A 16,490-nucleotide genomic window follows, 5' to 3' on the forward strand; every position below is an offset into this window, starting at 1 on the left:
GTAAGGCTCCGGGCGTTGAAGGGACGCCCCGAGGTTACCCGGAAGTCTCCGGCGCCGATTCCTCGAGTTCCGTTACCAGAGCGTTCACGGCTTGTCGGAGGCGATGGGATGTTCCGGAACTGATGGACGTCCATTCGGTGCCGTCGGCGGCCCGAGTGGTCGAACCGACCAGCCGACCCGACAAGGTGTCGTACACAGTCACTGCGCCGGTCATGAGCGTCGTCGCTCCCAAACTGTGTGGTATTCCGACCAATTCGGCGAAGGCGGTGCATGTGACGATTGCGCTACCCAGTTGGCGCGCGTCGTCTTCGGGTATTCCGGCGTTGATCAAGGCCGAGGTTACGCTGCCTGCATCCGGGCCGGCGCCGAATGCCAGGCTGAGCATCTCGGTCGGTGCGTTGATCACGGCAATCGGCATTGCTTCGGCGCTGCCGAGCGCGGTGACAACGGGTGCAGTCGGTTCGGCGGTGACGCTGCGCAATGCGAACGAAGAATCAGTTGAAGTCGCTTCGACACAAAGGAACTCGCCCTGCGCGACGCAGAGGCGTGAAATGCTTCCGCCGACATGCCGACGCAGCGCCAACTCCCATTTGGGGTGGGTCAGGACGCGCAGGCGGGCGCTGAGGTCGTGATGGATCTCCCCGCTGGGGAGGAGATCGCGCTCGGAGAGTGAATCTGCCGCGGACTGCATCGCCGTACGGTGAGCGCTCGCACTGCCGTGAACCGTCGCGCCACCGAGAACTACCGGAAGCGCATCGAGTCCGAGTCGCTCACGTACATAGTCGATTTCGTCCTGTGACAGGGCGACGACAGGTAAATTACACCCCTCAGGTGAGGTGCCGAGGTCCACCATCAATGCTCTGCAGTTTCGAGTGCGCCACCGATCACGGACGGGATGACTGTTCGGCCGTCGGCGAAGTGCTCGAAGTGCTTCAGGTAATCGGGTGTGTCGTGCTCGGTCTCGTCTTCAGATTGGGCCGCATGACGGCCGCCGGCGATCGGCGCAGATCCGCCTGCGGTTCGGGCCGGATCCACCTTGACGGTATCCGCGGTGCCCTGAACCGGCGAGGTCACGGGGTTCTGGCGTGTGGCGCTCTGGCCGGTGGAGGGATCAGGAAGAGCGTGCCGACCGGTGCTGCTGCTCGACGACGAGCCCGCGATTGCTCCGGCTCCGGTAGTCGCGGAAGCTGCGCTGACCTGTGCCGGTGCCCGGCTTGCCGAAGGGGTGCCGAACAGTGATGGTGTGGAAGCGCCGAGTCTTGCGCCGCCGAGTCCCGCGCCGCCCAGTCCGGTGAGTCTTGCTCCTGCCGTCGCGAGAGCTGATGCGGCAGTGGTGGCGCCTGTGACTGCGGTGGTGGTGGCGCTGGCTGCGGTGGCAACTCCACCGGAGATGGCACCGGCTTGTGAGGCAGCGGCGGCAAATACCGGGTTGGAAACTACGGATGCGACAGCAGCGGTGGCGGCGCGCACGGGATCCGCGATTGCGTCAGCGAGCGTGGATGCCGCTTGCACGACGGACTGTCGTGCGGCGCTGCCTGGGCTTTCGGCCGAAGCGGATGCCCCAGCTGTGGGTTCCGCGATGGACGGTGGTGAGTCGAAGTTCTGCTGCACGGCCAGATGGGCCGTTGCGGCGTCGTACGTTTCCATTGTCACCGCCGCTCGAATTTTGAGAGCTTCTTCGGCAGCCTCGGCGGCAGCGGCTCCGCCTACCAGCGCCCCGCCGATGGAATACGCGGCGACCTTGGCCGCTTGAACTGCTGCAATCTCGGCCAGGGACGGCATGGCGAGGGTGGCAACCGTGTACGAACCGGACTGCACCTGGGCTTTACCTGCAGTTTCTCCCGCGAGCAACGCGGCAGCAGCAGCCCATTCCTGAAACGGCGCGAACTTGCTCAACGCGGCATCCGCGGCTTCTCCGGACCACCCGGTGCGAAGGTCCGCCATCACGCGGGAGATGGACGCAGCGGTGTCGGTCAGTCCGGACGACACGGTGGACCAGGCCCCGGCCGCCACGCCGAGAGGGACCGGCCCGGCTCCGGCGACCAGTGCTGCGGAGTTGGGTGCTGCGCCCCGTGGATACCAGATGACGCCGGTGATGCCGACCATTGTTCTTCCCCCCAGGAAGTGTGACTGTGTTGCCGAGTTACCGAGCTCGATTTCTGTCGATCAGATCGGTGCGGCTGCCAGGCTGGACTTGGTGAGCTGGTCTTCGAGCTCGTAGGCAGCTGCATTCTTGCGCAGAGCTGCCGCAGCCGCGGTGAGCTCCTCGATTGCCCGATCGGTGGACGAGGCAAGGCTGCCCGAGATGGTGTTGAAGTAATTTGCCGCGCTACCGGACACTTCCTCGGATCCGGCCGGGAGAACGCGTAGCGTCGGCTGCGCAGTAGAGACGATTCCGCGCAATCGCGTCGCCGCAGACTCGAGTTCCAGTGCGGCGGCAACTAGGGCTTGAGGGTCGACGTGCATAGTGCCGAACTCCTTCCTGACCAGGGCGGATAAGTGGTCGGGAGGCCGTGCGCACAGCCGTCGATATCCCCCCGCACATACTTTGATGCATACCGCCCGCTTTTGGTTCCCCCGAAATCGGACGACTTTGCCCTCAGCCCCAGCCGAGTTCGTGCAATCTGTCTTCTTCGATGCCGAAGTAGTGCGCGATCTCGTGGATGACGGTCACGGCGACCTCGTGAACAACCTCGTCCTCGGATGCGCAGATGTCGAGTATCGAATCGCGGAAAATAGTGACCGTGTCCGGCAGGTACCCACCGTAATGAGAATCCCGCTCGGTCAGAGCGACGCCCTGATACAAACCGAGCAGCCCCGGTTCTTCCTCGTCACGTGCTTCGACAAGCACCACGACATTGTCGATTGCCTTGGCAAGTTCGGGCGGAATCAGATCGAGCGCCTCGCCGACCAGTTCCTCGAACCGGTCGGGCGTCATAGTCACCGTCATGGCTTACGACGGCGGAGCTGCGCCGGGCAACGGCGTCGGCAACGACCGACCTTCCGGTGCAGCGGGTGGCGGGACCGGAGCGGCGCCGTTGATCAGGATGTCGCCCTTGGCGCTTCCGGTGATCGCGGCAAACCCGCCGGTTTCGACCTCTTTGCCGATCGAACAATTGACTCGGCGGCTGCCGGCCAACCAGCTTTCCAGTGAAATGTTGTCCCAGAACAGTGTCAGCGTCTTGTCGCGAAGCGCGTCTGCGGAACCAAGGTACTCGTTGGACGCCTGAGTGCAGACGCCCTCGAGATAGCGGTCCTGATCTTCGACCGACGGCATTGCGCCCGGGAATTGAGTGCCGAGGTCTATCACCGAAATAACCTCGTATGCATGCGGTTTCGCGCAATCGACCGGATCGGTCGGGAGGTTCTGGTTGATGCCGATGCACGTGCCGACGTCCCACACGTTCGACTGGTCCTGGTCCGCCACGCGGCCTACGAACGGTTGTAGCTCGCCGGTCGTGGTCGAGAACTGCAACCCGCAACGCAGTGCGCGTTCACCCGAAGCCCAACCCGATTCACTCGGGAACATCAAGCCGACGCTGAACTTGCCCTTGGGATCGAATTTCGAATCGAGGTAGGACATGACGATGGGTGTGCAGTGCTCGTCGCGGAGTTCGGCGAACCGAAGGGCGCCCGGGTACCGGGAACCGGGGCCGAACTCGGCGCCGGGGAACACCGAGAGGTCGAGTGGTCCGGCAACCTCGAAGCGGTGTTCAGTTCCGCACTGAACCTTCGACATGTCCGTGCGGTCCCCGCCCGACTCGGTCGCAGGCGTCCAGTTGAGACAGTCGCCGGCCGCAGCCGCGGTGAAGGCGTCGTCGCGAGTCGATCCCGTCGCTGCGGGACCGCCGCCACTGACACTGACCGAGGACGAGTCGTCCTTGTTCAATCCACCGGAAATCGCGATCGTTGCGATCGCGGCGACCACCGCACCTACCGCCACAGCAGCCAGGACCCGACGGGTGCGACTCGCGGAGACAGTTTTCTTCGCCGGCGTCCCCTGGGGATCGGCCGGATCTGGCGACTTCTCGATCTTGTCTTCGGACATCGATTCCATCATGCCTGTTGCCGTGGCGATATCGAACCTTCACTACAAAACTCACAATCGCGTCTGTGAGTATTTTGTAGTCATGAGCGAAAACACCCCACTCGATCCCGAGGCTGTCGAGCTGGCGGGCCGGCTCTTCGACATGGCACGAACCGGTGACGCAGCCGGGCTGGCGTCGTACGTCGATGCCGGAGTTCCCGTCAATCTGACCAACGAGAGTGGCGACACGCTCGTCATGTTGGCGGCGTACCACGGTCACGCTGACGCCGTCGTTGCACTGATCGAGCGCGGTGCCGACGTCAACCGACCCAACGACAAGAACCAGACGCCCCTTGCCGGGGCGGTCTTCAAGGGCGAGGATGCGGTGGTGAAAGCGCTGGTGAGCGGGGGAGCCGACCCGAAAGGTGGACACCCGACGGCGGTCGACGCGGCTCGGATGTTCGGACGCGAGGACTACCTGAGTCTGCTCGAATCGTGATCTCTCCCTCTCCGACGTGGACGTGACCGTCGGAGAGCTGCAGTGAGTGGGTAAAGTTCGAAGTCGTGATTGACCTCAAGTTTCTCCGTGAGAACCCCGAAATCGTCCGCGAGTCGCAGCGCACCCGTGGAGAAGATCCAGGACTGGTCGACGCTCTGCTCGAAGCCGACGCGTCCCGACGCGCTGCCGTTCTGACCGGAGACAACCTCCGTGCAGAGCAGAAGGCCTTCGGCAAGAAGGTCGGACAGGCATCTCCGGAGGAGCGTCCCGCACTGCTCGAAGGTTCCAAGGAACTGGCGGCAAAGGTCAAGGAAGCCGAGGCCGCGCAGCACGAGGCGCAGGCCGCGCTCGACGCCGCACACCGCGCGATTTCCAACGTCGTACAAGAAGGTGCGCCGGCGGGCGGCGAGGACGATTACATCGTTCTCGAACACGTCGGTGAGATTCCGAAGTTCGACTTCGAGCCGAAGGATCACCTCGAGCTGGGCGAGTCGCTCGGCCTGATCGACATGGAACGCGGCGCCAAGGTTTCGGGTTCGCGCTTCTACTTCATGACCGGCTACGGGGCCATGCTCCAGCTCGGACTGCTGCAGTTGGCTGCGCAGAAGGCGATCGCCAACGGATTCACGATGATGATTCCGCCGGTGCTCGTACGCCCGGAAATCATGGCCGGTACCGGCTTCCTCGGTGCTCACTCGGACGAGATCTACCACTTGCAGGATGACGACCTGTACCTCGTCGGAACTTCCGAGGTACCCATGGCCGGCTACCACTCGGGCGAGATCCTCGAACTGAACGAAGGCCCGAAGCGCTACGCCGGTTGGTCCTCGTGCTTCCGCCGCGAGGCCGGAAGCTACGGCAAGGACACCCGCGGCATTATCCGTGTCCATCAGTTCGACAAGGTCGAGATGTTCACGTACTGCCGTCCCGAGGACGCCGACGCCGAACACCAGCGTCTCCTAGGGTGGGAGCGAGACATGTTGGCAGCCATCGACGTTCCGTACCGCGTGATCGACGTCGCCGGCGGAGACCTCGGTTCTTCGGCTGCGCGTAAGTTCGACTGCGAGGCATGGGTCCCGACGCAGGGCACTTACCGCGAGCTGACATCGACGTCCAACTGTACGACGTTCCAGGCCCGCCGCCTCGGAGTTCGGTACCGCGACGAGAACGGCAAGCCGCAGACGGCCGCCACTCTCAACGGCACCTTGGCTACGACGCGCTGGATCGTGTCGATTCTCGAGAACCATCAGCAGGCCGACGGCTCGGTGCGAGTGCCCGAGGCATTGGTGCCGTTTGTCGGCACGGATGTGCTTCGCTGACACGCTGAACCAACACAATCAGGGCCGCGACGGACTCCGTCGCGGCCCTTTTCGTACTTTCGTACTGGTAGGTTTGGAACTTTTTCTGAACTGACGAAATATCAACTTTTTCCCGCCGATTGGCGCGGTGACCACCAAAAGCGTTGTCGATGGGCCGCTTTGTCGATAGTTTTGCGTTCAATCGAGTTTCCATACCCTGCTTTTCCATCCCGCGTCTGGTGATACGAGGGTGAGTCCGGGGTGAATTGGACAAGTGTCTTGCCAAAAGTAGTACACGTACTAGTTTTTTCGTTATGTTGTGACGGCGCGCACACGTTTTGTCCGAATCCACTGCTCATGTTTGCCCTTCCGAAGGAAGTGCCCATGCCCCAAATCTCTCAGTTGCGGCGATTCGCCGTGCCCATAACCGGAACCGCCATGGTCGCCGGAATGCTGCTGGTCGGCACGCCCGCGTCAGCTGCTATCTCGACCACCGGTTTCAAAACAGCGTGCGTTGCCGGATCGATTATCGGAGACGTCCACAAGGTCACCGACAACCTCATCACGGTCGACGCCCCGGCTTCTGTCCAGCCCGGCGAGACTTTCACCTACCGAATTCAGCCGAGCGGAACGTCATATCCGGACAAGGACTCCGGAGCGACTACTACGAACTTGTCACGTCTGAAAATCGACTATGCCATCCCGAGCAATGCGACGTACGTTTCCGCTACCGTCGTCGCAGGTACCTCCATCGGACTCGACAATGTCGCACCGAATGTTCTCAGAGTCAACGATTCTGGCAATGTCGACGGCAGCGGCGGGATCCTGCGGTTGTCAGGAAACAACCAGGTGATCGGCAACAGTCCGACGACGAGCACGAACTCGGAGGGTGGAATTCGAGTACCGAAGTCCAAGAAGAACCTCGATGGCTCGACAAACGGCAACGGAGACACGTGGTTCCGACTTCCCGCAGTCGACGTAACAATGGTCGCTGGTGCGACGGGAGTGATCCAGCCGAAGGTGAGGACCGCGGGTGCGGCCGGCAACCTCGGTGCCAGCGAAAACTTCAGCACTCAGCTCGCAAAGGCGAGTTTCCTTGGTACACAGTGGGCTCCGACCCGGTGCTCGCCTCGCGAGAACAAGGACACCGCGCCTCTCAACGCTGGTGCAGGTCCACTCGCGACGATCAGCATTGCTTCGGCTCCGGTGGATGTCGAGACCACGACGTCACTCTCGGTTCCGGCGACGGCGATCACGGGTACGGCGGTTGATCTGACGGCGACGGTTGCTCCGAACAATGCTGTCGGTACGGTGCAGTTCAAGTCGAACGGCACTGCAATCGGCACTCCGGTCACGGTGACTGGTGGTGTTGCGACATTGAGCCATGCGTTCGATGTTGCTGGTGCTCAGAGTGTTACGGCTGATTTCACTGCTGGTGCTGGCTTTGTGAGTTCGTCGGCGCCTGCTCAGACGGTGACCGTTTCTGATCCGGCTCCGGTGGATGTCGAGACCACGACGTCGCTCTCGGTTCCGGCGACGGCAATCACGGGTACGGCGGTTGATCTGACCGCTACCGTGGTTCCGAATACTGCTGTCGGTACGGTGCAGTTCAAGTCGAACGGCACTGCAATCGGCACTCCGGTCACGGTGACTGGTGGTGTTGCGACATTGAGCCATGCGTTCGATGTTGCTGGTGCGCAGAGTGTTACGGCTGACTTCACCGCTGGTGCTGGCTTTGTGAGTTCCTCGGCGCCTGCTCAGACGGTGACCGTTTCTGATCCGGCTCCGGTGGATGTCGAGACCACGACGTCACTCTCGGTTCCCCCGACGGCGGTTACGGGTACGGCGGTTGATCTGACGGCGACGGTTGCTCCGAACAATGCTGTCGGTTCGGTGCAGTTCAAGTCGAACGGCACTGCAATCGGCACTCCGGTCACGGTGACTGGTGGTGTTGCGACATTGAGCCATGCGTTCGATGTTGCTGGTGCTCAGAGTGTTACGGCTGACTTCACTGCTGGTGCTGGCTTTGTGAGTTCGTCGGCGCCTGCTCAGACGGTGACCGTTTCTGATCCGGCTCCGGTGGATGTCGAGACCACGACGGCGCTCTCGGTTCCGGCGACTGCGATCACGGGTACGGCGGTTGATCTGACCGCTACCGTGGTTCCGAATACTGCTGTCGGTACGGTGCAGTTCAAGTCGAACGGCGCTGCGATCGGTTCGCCGGTGACGGTGAGTGGCGGTGTTGCGACGCTGTCGCATGCGTTCGATGCTGCTGGTGCGCAGAGTGTTACGGCTGACTTCACCGCTGGTGCTGGCTTTGTGAGTTCGTCGGCGCCTGCTCAGACGGTGACCGTTTCTGATCCGGCTCCGGTGGATGTCGAGACCACGACGTCGCTCTCGGTTCCGGCGACGGCGATCACGGGTACGGCGGTTGATCTGACGGCGACGGTTGCTCCGAATACTGCTGTCGGTACGGTGCAGTTCAAGTCGAACGGCACTGCAATCGGCACTCCGGTCACGGTGAGTGGCGGTGTTGCGACGCTGTCGCATGCGTTCGATGCTGCTGGTGCACAAAGTGTTACCGCTGACTTCACCGCCGGTGCTGGCTTTGTCAGCTCGTCGGCGTCGGCTCAGACGGTGACGGTCTCTGATCCTGCTCCGGTGGATGTGGAAACGACGACGTCGTTGTCGGTTCCTGCTACGGCGATCACGGGCAGCGCGGTTGATCTGACCGCGACGGTGGCTCCGAACAATGCTGTGGGTACGGTGCAATTCAAGTCGAACGGCGCGGCGATCGGCACTCCGGTGACAGTCTCCGCGGGTGTTGCGACATTGAGTCATGCGTTCGATACTGCTGGCGCGCAGAGCGTTACGGCTGACTTCACCGCTGGTGGAGGGTTCGTCAGCTCGTCGGCATCGGCTCAGACGGTGACGGTGTCCGATCCGGCTCCGGTCGATGTCGAGACCACGACGTCGCTCTCGGTTCCGGCTACGGCGATCACAGGTACGGCGGTAGATCTGACCGCGACCGTGGCTCCGAACAACGCTGTCGGCACGGTGCAGTTCAAGTCGAACGGCACGGCCATTGGTTCACCGGTCACGGTGGCTGCTGGTGTTGCGACATTGAGCCACACGTTCGATGCTGCTGGCGCACAAAGTGTTACCGCTGACTTCACCGCTGGTGCTGGGTTTGTGAGTTCGTCGGCGCCTGCTCAGACGGTGACGGTGTCGGATCCGGCTCCGGTCGACAAGGCGACAAAGACGGTGCTGAGTGTTCAGGGTGAAGCCAAGGTCGGACTGCCTGTTGATCTCTTCGCGACAGTGTCCGAAGATCCCTCGGACGCCCTGGTGCCTTCCGGCGGAACGGTCCAGTTCAAGATCGGTGGAGTCGATCTGGGCGCCCCGGTCGCGGTTGTTGACGGAGTTGCCAAGCTCCCGCACGTCTTCGGAGCAGAAGGCACCTTTGCAGTCTCGGCTGTATTCAGTGGATCCGGTGTGTTCACGTCGTCCACTGCGGAGTCTGTCGAAGTCAATGTCACGGTTCCGACCCCGTCGGATGTCGAAAGCTCTACGTCGTTGACGGCTCCGTCCTCGGCAAAGGTCGGCACGGCGGTGCAGCTGAAGGCTGTGGTCAGTTCTTCCGGCGCGACGTCGGGAACCGTCCAGTTCTTCGACGGAACGACTCCGATCGGAACTGCCGTTGATGTTGTCGGTGGGCAGGCCGTGCTGAGTCACACCTTCACCACGACCGGCAACCATTCGATCACCGCGGTCTACAGCGGAGCCCAGGGCGTCACGGGTTCCACGTCGACTGCATCGGTTGTGAACGTCGGTAACGGGGGTGGTGGCTCCGGTTCGCTCGGTTCACTGTCGCTGCCGTTCGGTTCATGATTCTCCGATGATGTGATGCCCCCTTGCGCCCATAGGTGCAAGGGGGCATTGCTCTTCGGGAATCGCTGATCGGTCGTTAGCTGAACTATTGGCAGTTCGTGAATATTTGTCTGAAATAACTGATACAAGTACTACTTTTGACGGGTACTGTACGAGCGTCCAGCTCCATTCCGATTTCCGCTCTGTTCGAGTGACCTCCTTCCGTGCGGTTCCCGATCCACGTCTGTTGCTAGCTGAGGAGAGTTCGTGTTGGTGAGAAGAAGTTCCGCGGTCGTGGTGGCGGCGTTGGTCGGTGGCGTGCTGGTGGCAGGTGGCGTTGCTTCGGCAGCTCCGACGTCATCTCCCGCGGTGGAGAACTCGATCGGGTTCAAGCTGGGTTGCGATGGTTATGAACATCTGGCTGTTGATATCGCGGATGTGTTTCATTCGACGGGTGTGACGGTGTCTGCACCGGAGAAGGTGGTGGCGGGGTCGACGTTCACCTATCGGGTTCAGCCGAACGTGATGTCGGTGCCGACGGGTGGGCATGCAGGCCGCAGTGTCGGTAAATGGACGCGGCTCAAGTACGACTTCGATATACCTGCAGGGGTGTCGTTGGTGGATGCTCAGGTCGTGGCAGGTACTTCGTCGAATTTGTCCGGTGTAACTCCGTCGGTGATTCGGATCAACGACGGCGGTTCGCCGGATGGCGCGGGTACGCATCTGCGTATTTCGGGGAACAATCAGACTGCTGACTCGAACAACAAGGGCGGTAACGGCCCGAGCACGAGCAAGAACAGTGACGGTGGAATCGAGGCAGGGGCAGGGAAGACCTTCCGGTTGCCCGCGATCGACGTGACGGTGGTTGCCGGTGCCGCGGGTAGTACGGTGCAGCCGAAGTTGCGTGCCACAGATGGTGATTCGGGTGCGTTCAATTCGCCGAAGAATGCGTTCACGTTCTTGCAGTACGAGACCCTTTGGCCGGGGTACTGGGAGCGCTACAACTGCTCTCCGCGCGATTCGAGTGGTGGTGGGTTGAATGCGGGTGGTCAGACATTGGCCACCGTCAACGTCGTCTCGCAGGCGGCGACCTCGACCACAGTGACATCCGGCGCGGCTGCAACGGTCGGTCAGTCGACCAATTTGGTTGCGCAGGTCTCCCCGGCACCGACAGGCGGCACCGTTCAGTTCAAGGATGGCGGAACTGACATCGGCGCCCCGGTGGCCGTCGTCAATGGCGTTGCCACACTGCCACATACATTCACCGCGGCAGGCGATCACTCCATCACCGCTGTATACGACGGTGTTCTCGAGTTTCTGACATCCACGTCACCAGCACGCACAGTGAGCGTGGCCGCTGCCGATGTACAGACGACTGCGTCGTTGACAGTCCCGAGTAGTGCCGTCGAGCAGACCTCGGTCGCGCTGACCGCAAACATCTCACCGGCAGCTAACGGCGGAACGGTCCAGTTCAAGGACGGTGGCATCGACATCGGCGGACCGATCGCGGTGACTGGCGGAGCGGCGACCCTGGATCACACGTTCACCACGACGGGATCACACTCGATCACTGCGGTCTACTCAGGTACTGCAGGTTTTGGTGGTTCGACCGCGCAAGCTCAGACCATCGAGATCTCGAGCTCAGCGCTGAGTACGACTACAACGCTTCAAGTTCCGGCTACGGCGGTCACGGGTACGGTTGTTGATCTGACGGCGACGGTTGCTCCGAACAACGCTGTGGGTTCGGTGCAGTTCAAGTCGAATGGCACTGCGATCGGTTCACCGGTGACGGTGACTGGCGGTGTTGCGACATTGAGCCATACGTTCGATACTGCTGGTGCTCAGAGTGTTACGGCTGACTTCACAGCTGGTGCAGGGTTTGTGAGTTCGTCGGCGCCTGCTCAGACGGTGACGGTGTCTGATCCGGCTCCGGTCGATGTGGAGACGACGACGTCGTTGTCGGTTCCCGCGACTGCCATCACGGGTACGGCTGTTGATCTGACTGCGACGGTGGCTCCGAACAATGCGGTGGGCACTGTGCAGTTCAAGTCGAATGGCACGGCGATCGGTTCACCGGTGACGGTGTCCGGTGGCACCGCGACGCTCTCGCATTCCTTCGATACTGCTGGTGCTCAGAGTGTTACGGCTGACTTCACTGCTGGCGCAGGGTTTGTCAGCTCGTCGGCGCCCGCTCAGACGGTGACGGTGTCGGATCCGGCTCCGGTGGATGTGGTGACGACGACGTCGTTGTCGGTTCCGGCTACGGCGATCACGGGTGCGGCGGTTGATCTGACCGCGACGGTTGCTCCGAACAGCGCTGTCGGTACGGTGCAGTTCAAGTCGAATGGCACTGCGATCGGCACTCCGGTGGCAGTCACGTCGGGTGTTGCGACGCTCTCGCATTCCTTCGATACTGCTGGTGCTCAGAGTGTTACGGCTGACTTCACTGCCGGTGCAGGGTTTGTGAGTTCGTCGGCGTCGGCTCACACGGTGACGGTCTCTGATCCGGCTCCAGTGGATGTCGAGACGACGACGTCGCTCTCGGTTCCGGCTACGGCGGTTACGGGTACGGCGGTAGATCTGACCGCTACCGTGGCTCCGAACAACGTTGTGGGTTCGGTGCAGTTCAAGTCGAACGGTGCGGCGATCGGTTCCCCGGTAACGGTTTCCGGTGGGACCGCGACGCTCTCGCATTCCTTCGATGCCGCTGGCGCGCAGAGCATTACCGCGGATTTCACGGCTGGTGCCGGATTCAAGAACTCGGTTGCGAGTGCGAAGTCAGTTCAGGTCAGTGTTGCCGACCAGGATTCCGTCGTCGAACTGAATATTCCGACCGACGCCAAAACTGGTGTGGCGACCGACTTGTGGGCAACCGTCCGAACGTCGTCGGATGATGCTGTCGGCGTCGGAACCGTGCAGTTCTACGACGGTGGCGTCGCGATCGGCGGTCCTGAAGCGGTTACGGCCGGCGCTGCGGGCCTGACGCATTCGTTTACCTCTGCGGGTGCGCACAGCATCACTGCGGTCTATTCGGGAGGAGCCGGTGTAGTCGGATCCTCGGCCCAGGCGCGGACGGTGAATGTAACGGACCCTGCGCCTTCGGATGTCACCACGGAGACTGTGGTGACGGTGCCTGGTGATGCCGTGGTGAACAAGTCGGTGACCCTGTCGGCGACTGTCAGTTCGGTGCAGAACGGTGGAACGGTGCAGTTCATGGATGGGGATACTCCGATCGGTGACGCTGTTGCAGTGGTCAACGGGATCGCGGCGCTGAACCACACCTTCACCACAACTGGCGCGCATTCGATTTCGGCAATCTACAGTGGCGCAGCCGGATTCACAGGCTCCACCTCGGCGGCCCACGCAATTCAGGTCAAGGCTGCAACCGGTGGTGGCACGGGCAGCCTCGGTTCAGGCAGCGCTGGCTCGAGCGATTTCCTTCCCTTCGGTTCCTGACCGAAGCAGTTCAGGTCGCGGCCCCGAGGCAATATCCCTCGGGGCCGATCGACAGGGTGAACTGCATCGAGCGCGAGTTACCGGTTCCGTCGCTGACGGGCAGGGTGACACGGACGTAGTCGCCGCGAACCGGACTGACTGTTGCAGCGTCGGCGTCGAAAGACTTGATACCGGCCAGCTGATTCGGATCGAGCTTGAGAGGCGGCTGGCCGGTTGCGCCGGTGCCGTCCGGATCCCACGGGCTGTTGCCGGGGCAGATCAGTGGATAGAACGTCTCGACGTCGCGGGTATTGACCGGCCGTCCCGTGGCGCGTGAGAGAAACCTGACGACGGCGTGGGAAGCGTCGGCCGCGGTGTAGAAGTTTGATTGCCCCGCAGGGAAGACGAACGGGCACGCATAGCCGGAAGCGATCTCCGAGCGCTTGGCGGCGACGGAGAGTCCGCCGCCGCTCCAGGTGACCGCGTACTGGCCGTCGACGCCTGGTGCGGCGATGGCCGCCAAGATGGCGGGAACATCCGAGTATCGGTCGGCGATCGTTGTGGGCGGCATCGTCCAGCATGCGTTCGTGAGCGCGTCCACGTCCAAGGACACCAGGTCCGTTGCCCAAGCTGCCAAGGCCGGCGCAGCAGCCGGATTGCCGGGCACGTCACCAACCGGAGGTGGCGCGACCGGCGCAGCGGGCGCAATTGTCGTCGTGGGTGCGAGAGTGGTTGTCGTCGTGGTTTCAGTCGTCGGCGGAGACGGTTCGTCCGTCAGGATTCCCGTCCGTCCGTCGTCCTCACATGCGGTTATCGCCAACGTCATGGCGAGTGCGACTGCCCCCACTGCCGCTCGTCCTGCCGACTTCATTCGTTCGTACGCCCCTTTTGCGACATTCTGACCAACATCCACCCCAGAACTGCTGCGGGTCAGATCACGGATTCCCGTCTACGCTAGCGAACTGTGGATCCCGTTTACAGAACAGTCATCGGCATCGCCCGTACCGTCTTCGCTTTCGAGGGCCTGAAGTTCTCCGTCAAGGGAGAGCAGAACATCCCGGCGTCCGGTGGCGCCGTGATCGCGATCAACCACACCGGGTACATGGACTTCACGTATGCGGGACTGCCGGCACGGACCCCGAAGCGCTACATCCGGTTCATGGCCAAGAAAGAGGTCTTCGACAACAAGATCTCCGGACCGATCATGCGGGCCCTCAAGCACATCCCGGTCGACCGCGGCGCGGGCGCCGACTCCTACAAGGCGGCCGTAGATTTCCTGAAGCGCGGCGAATTGGTGGGCGTGTACCCCGAAGCCACGATCAGTCGGAGCTTCGAGATCAAGGAATTCAAGTCCGGCGCCGCTCGGATGGCGATCGAGGCGGGCGTCCCGATCGTTCCCGTCGTCATCTGGGGCGCTCAGCGCGTGTGGACGAAGGGTTATCCGAAGCGTTTGGGCCGCACCAACACTCCCATCTCCATTGCCGTCGGCGAGCCGATTGCACCTTTCGAGCCGGCGAGTGAGCTGACGGCGAAGCTGCGGTCGACGATGCAGGAGTTGCTGCTCGATCTGCAGAAGAACTACGACCATCCCGCCGGCGAGTACTGGGTGCCGGCTCGCCTCGGTGGCAGCGCGCCGACGCTCGAGCAGGCCGACAAGATGGATGCCGATGAGGCCGAGGCGAAAGCCAAGGCTCGCGAGGCGCGGAAGTCCGAAGGCTGACCGATGTCCTTCGAACCCGTTTACACCGCTGTCGAGGTAGTCGCGCGTGGTCTGAGCGGTTTCCAGGGCGTGAAAGTCACCCGCACCGGGACGGAGCACGTCCCGGTGTCCGGCGGTGCCGTCATCGCGATCAACCACACGAGCTACCTCGATTTCATACCGGCGGCCCTGGCGGTCGGCACCGCGAAACGCAAGCTCAGGGTGATGGCAAAGGCCGAGTTGGCGGACAACAAGGTCCTCGGCTTCCTCATGCGTGGATGCGGTGTCATCGAAGTCGATCGCTCTGCCGGAGCGCAGGCGTATCGAGCCGGAGTCGACGCCCTGAAACGGGGCGAACTGGTGGGCGTCTACCCGGAGGCGACGATCAGCCGGAGCTTCGAGATCAAGGAAATGAAATCCGGAGCAGCTCGGATGGCCATCGACGCCGGCGTTCCGATAATTCCGCTGATCGTCTGGGGCGCCCAGCGGATCGTCACCAAGGGCGGACCGAAAAATCTGGGCCGCAATCATTTCCCGATCTCGGTGGAGGTGGGTGCACCGATCGATCCGGTCGAGCCCGCCGAAGCGTTGAGCGAGATTCTGCGCATCGAGATGGATGCAATCCTGCGCCACGTGCAGGACGGGTTCGTGCACGAGCCCGGGGCGTACTGGGTGCCTCGTCGACTCGGCGGTGGCGCACCGACGCCGGAGGAAGCTGCGGCCATGGACGCACAGGAACGCGCGAAGCGGGCGCGCTGAGCGAGACCGTCGTACCGGGCAGGCACAATGGCGGTGTGAGCCCAGACCGTCGTATCAGCCCTGACCGCCCAACCTTGGTTGCGACCGATGTCGACGGCACCCTCATCGATCACGACGAGTTGGTCAGTGCCCGCACCCGCGCCGCCGTGCATGCCGTCGTCGAATCCGGCACGCCGTTCCTGCTGGCAACCGGGCGTCCTCCGCGATGGATTTCGCCCGTCGTCGAGGGCTTGGGATACGCGCCACTCGCCGTCTGCGCCAATGGAGCCGTTGTCTACGACAGCTACGCCGACCGCGTCCTCAGCGCCGCGACCTTGTCGGTCGACGCACTCACCGAACTCTCCGAGCTGGCACTGGTTGCACTCCCGGGCGCAGGTTTGGCCGCGGAACGAGTGGGGGAGAGCGCACATGACGCCGCCACCCCACAGTTCGTCAGCTCACCGGACTACGAACATGCCTGGCTCAACCCGGACAACACCGAGATGTCCGAGGACGAAGTGCTTGCGGCGCCGGCCGTCAAACTCCTGATTCGCCGTCCAGGCATGACCAGCACGGCGATGTACGACACGCTCGCTCCGCACGTCGGTGCGCTCGCCGACATGACGTACTCCACCGAGAACGGACTGATCGAACTCTCGGCGCCGGGAATCACGAAGGCGTCGGGCCTGGTTGCCGCCGCGGAGAGGTTCGGCTTCGACCTGTCGGGTCTGGTTGCCTTCGGGGACATGCCCAACGACATCCCGATGCTGGGGATGGCACGCCTCGGCGTTGCCATGGGCAACGCTCACCCCGAAGCCAAAGCCGCAGCCGACGAGGTCACCGACACCAATTCGGCGCACGGGGTCGCAAAAGTCCTCGAGCGCTGGTGGTCGTAGAACCCACCAGCGCCCGAGGACGTGTACT

The 16,490-nt window shown here is 62.6% G+C and carries 13 protein-coding genes; 7 read left to right on the top strand and 6 right to left on the bottom strand.

Annotation, left to right across the window (positions count from 1 at the left end):
• Positions 1 to 34 precede the first annotated feature (34 nt).
• The 5 genes from ATN37_RS15280 to ATN37_RS15300 all read right to left on the bottom strand — a co-directional run bounded on the left by ATN37_RS15280 (position 35) and on the right by ATN37_RS15300 (position 4,060).
• Positions 35 to 853 (bottom strand): ESX secretion-associated protein EspG, encoded by an 819-nt coding sequence (locus ATN37_RS15280; RefSeq protein ID WP_218695357.1) that lies wholly within the window; start codon positions 851 to 853, stop codon positions 35 to 37.
• Positions 853 to 2,106 (bottom strand): PPE domain-containing protein, encoded by a 1,254-nt coding sequence (locus tag ATN37_RS15285; protein ID WP_218695358.1) that lies wholly within the window; start codon positions 2,104 to 2,106, stop codon positions 853 to 855. The genes ATN37_RS15280 and ATN37_RS15285 overlap by 1 nt, the downstream gene beginning before the upstream one ends.
• A 60-nt stretch (positions 2,107 to 2,166) precedes the next feature.
• Positions 2,167 to 2,466: a PE domain-containing protein gene (locus tag ATN37_RS15290; RefSeq protein WP_063315263.1), complete on the bottom strand. Its 300-nt coding sequence runs from the start codon at positions 2,464 to 2,466 to the stop codon at positions 2,167 to 2,169.
• 133 nt (positions 2,467 to 2,599) lie between these two features.
• Positions 2,600 to 2,950: a metallopeptidase family protein gene (locus ATN37_RS15295; RefSeq protein WP_007736028.1), complete on the bottom strand. Its 351-nt coding sequence runs from the start codon at positions 2,948 to 2,950 to the stop codon at positions 2,600 to 2,602.
• Between the two features lie 3 nt (positions 2,951 to 2,953).
• On the bottom strand, positions 2,954 to 4,060 hold the full coding sequence (locus ATN37_RS15300) for a septum formation family protein (protein WP_003945397.1): 1,107 nt from the start codon (positions 4,058 to 4,060) through the stop codon (positions 2,954 to 2,956).
• Positions 4,061 to 4,130: 70 nt separating this feature from the next.
• Between ATN37_RS15300 and ATN37_RS15305 the strand changes: the two genes are divergently transcribed.
• The 4 genes from ATN37_RS15305 to ATN37_RS15320 all read left to right on the top strand — a co-directional run bounded on the left by ATN37_RS15305 (position 4,131) and on the right by ATN37_RS15320 (position 13,150).
• Positions 4,131 to 4,526 carry an ankyrin repeat domain-containing protein gene (locus tag ATN37_RS15305; protein ID WP_003945404.1) on the top strand — a complete coding sequence of 132 codons (396 nt, stop codon included), beginning with the start codon at positions 4,131 to 4,133 and terminating at the stop codon, positions 4,524 to 4,526.
• 65 nt (positions 4,527 to 4,591) lie between these two features.
• The gene (gene serS, locus ATN37_RS15310; RefSeq protein WP_007736032.1) at positions 4,592 to 5,845 is read left to right on the top strand and encodes a serine--tRNA ligase; all 1,254 of its coding nucleotides are present in this window, start codon (positions 4,592 to 4,594) and stop codon (positions 5,843 to 5,845) included.
• A 363-nt stretch (positions 5,846 to 6,208) separates the two neighbouring features.
• The gene (locus tag ATN37_RS15315; RefSeq protein WP_242692525.1) at positions 6,209 to 9,715 is read left to right on the top strand and encodes an Ig-like domain-containing protein; all 3,507 of its coding nucleotides are present in this window, start codon (positions 6,209 to 6,211) and stop codon (positions 9,713 to 9,715) included.
• Between the two features lie 252 nt (positions 9,716 to 9,967).
• Positions 9,968 to 13,150, top strand: a complete 3,183-nt coding sequence (locus ATN37_RS15320; protein WP_165638711.1) for an Ig-like domain-containing protein — start codon at positions 9,968 to 9,970, stop codon at positions 13,148 to 13,150.
• 10 nt (positions 13,151 to 13,160) lie between these two features.
• Here ATN37_RS15320 and ATN37_RS15325 read toward each other — a convergent pair whose 3' ends face one another.
• Positions 13,161 to 14,000: a hypothetical protein gene (locus ATN37_RS15325; protein WP_083057949.1), complete on the bottom strand. Its 840-nt coding sequence runs from the start codon at positions 13,998 to 14,000 to the stop codon at positions 13,161 to 13,163.
• Positions 14,001 to 14,093: 93 nt separating this feature from the next.
• Here ATN37_RS15325 and ATN37_RS15330 point away from each other — a divergent pair, with 93 nt between their 5' ends.
• From ATN37_RS15330 to ATN37_RS15340, 3 genes are read left to right on the top strand one after another with little or no spacing between them, the layout of a single operon-like run.
• On the top strand, positions 14,094 to 14,849 hold the full coding sequence (locus tag ATN37_RS15330; RefSeq protein WP_003943903.1) for a 1-acyl-sn-glycerol-3-phosphate acyltransferase: 756 nt from the start codon (positions 14,094 to 14,096) through the stop codon (positions 14,847 to 14,849).
• Between the two features lie 3 nt (positions 14,850 to 14,852).
• Positions 14,853 to 15,587 carry a 1-acyl-sn-glycerol-3-phosphate acyltransferase gene (locus ATN37_RS15335; RefSeq protein ID WP_058038054.1) on the top strand — a complete coding sequence of 245 codons (735 nt, stop codon included), beginning with the start codon at positions 14,853 to 14,855 and terminating at the stop codon, positions 15,585 to 15,587.
• Positions 15,588 to 15,640: 53 nt separating this feature from the next.
• Positions 15,641 to 16,462 carry a Cof-type HAD-IIB family hydrolase gene (locus ATN37_RS15340; RefSeq protein ID WP_037131235.1) on the top strand — a complete coding sequence of 274 codons (822 nt, stop codon included), beginning with the start codon at positions 15,641 to 15,643 and terminating at the stop codon, positions 16,460 to 16,462.
• Positions 16,463 to 16,490 lie beyond the last annotated feature (28 nt).

The sequence above is a fragment of the Rhodococcus sp. MH15 genome, from assembly GCF_019266045.1.
Taxonomy (GTDB): domain Bacteria; phylum Actinomycetota; class Actinomycetes; order Mycobacteriales; family Mycobacteriaceae; genus Rhodococcus_F; species Rhodococcus_F qingshengii.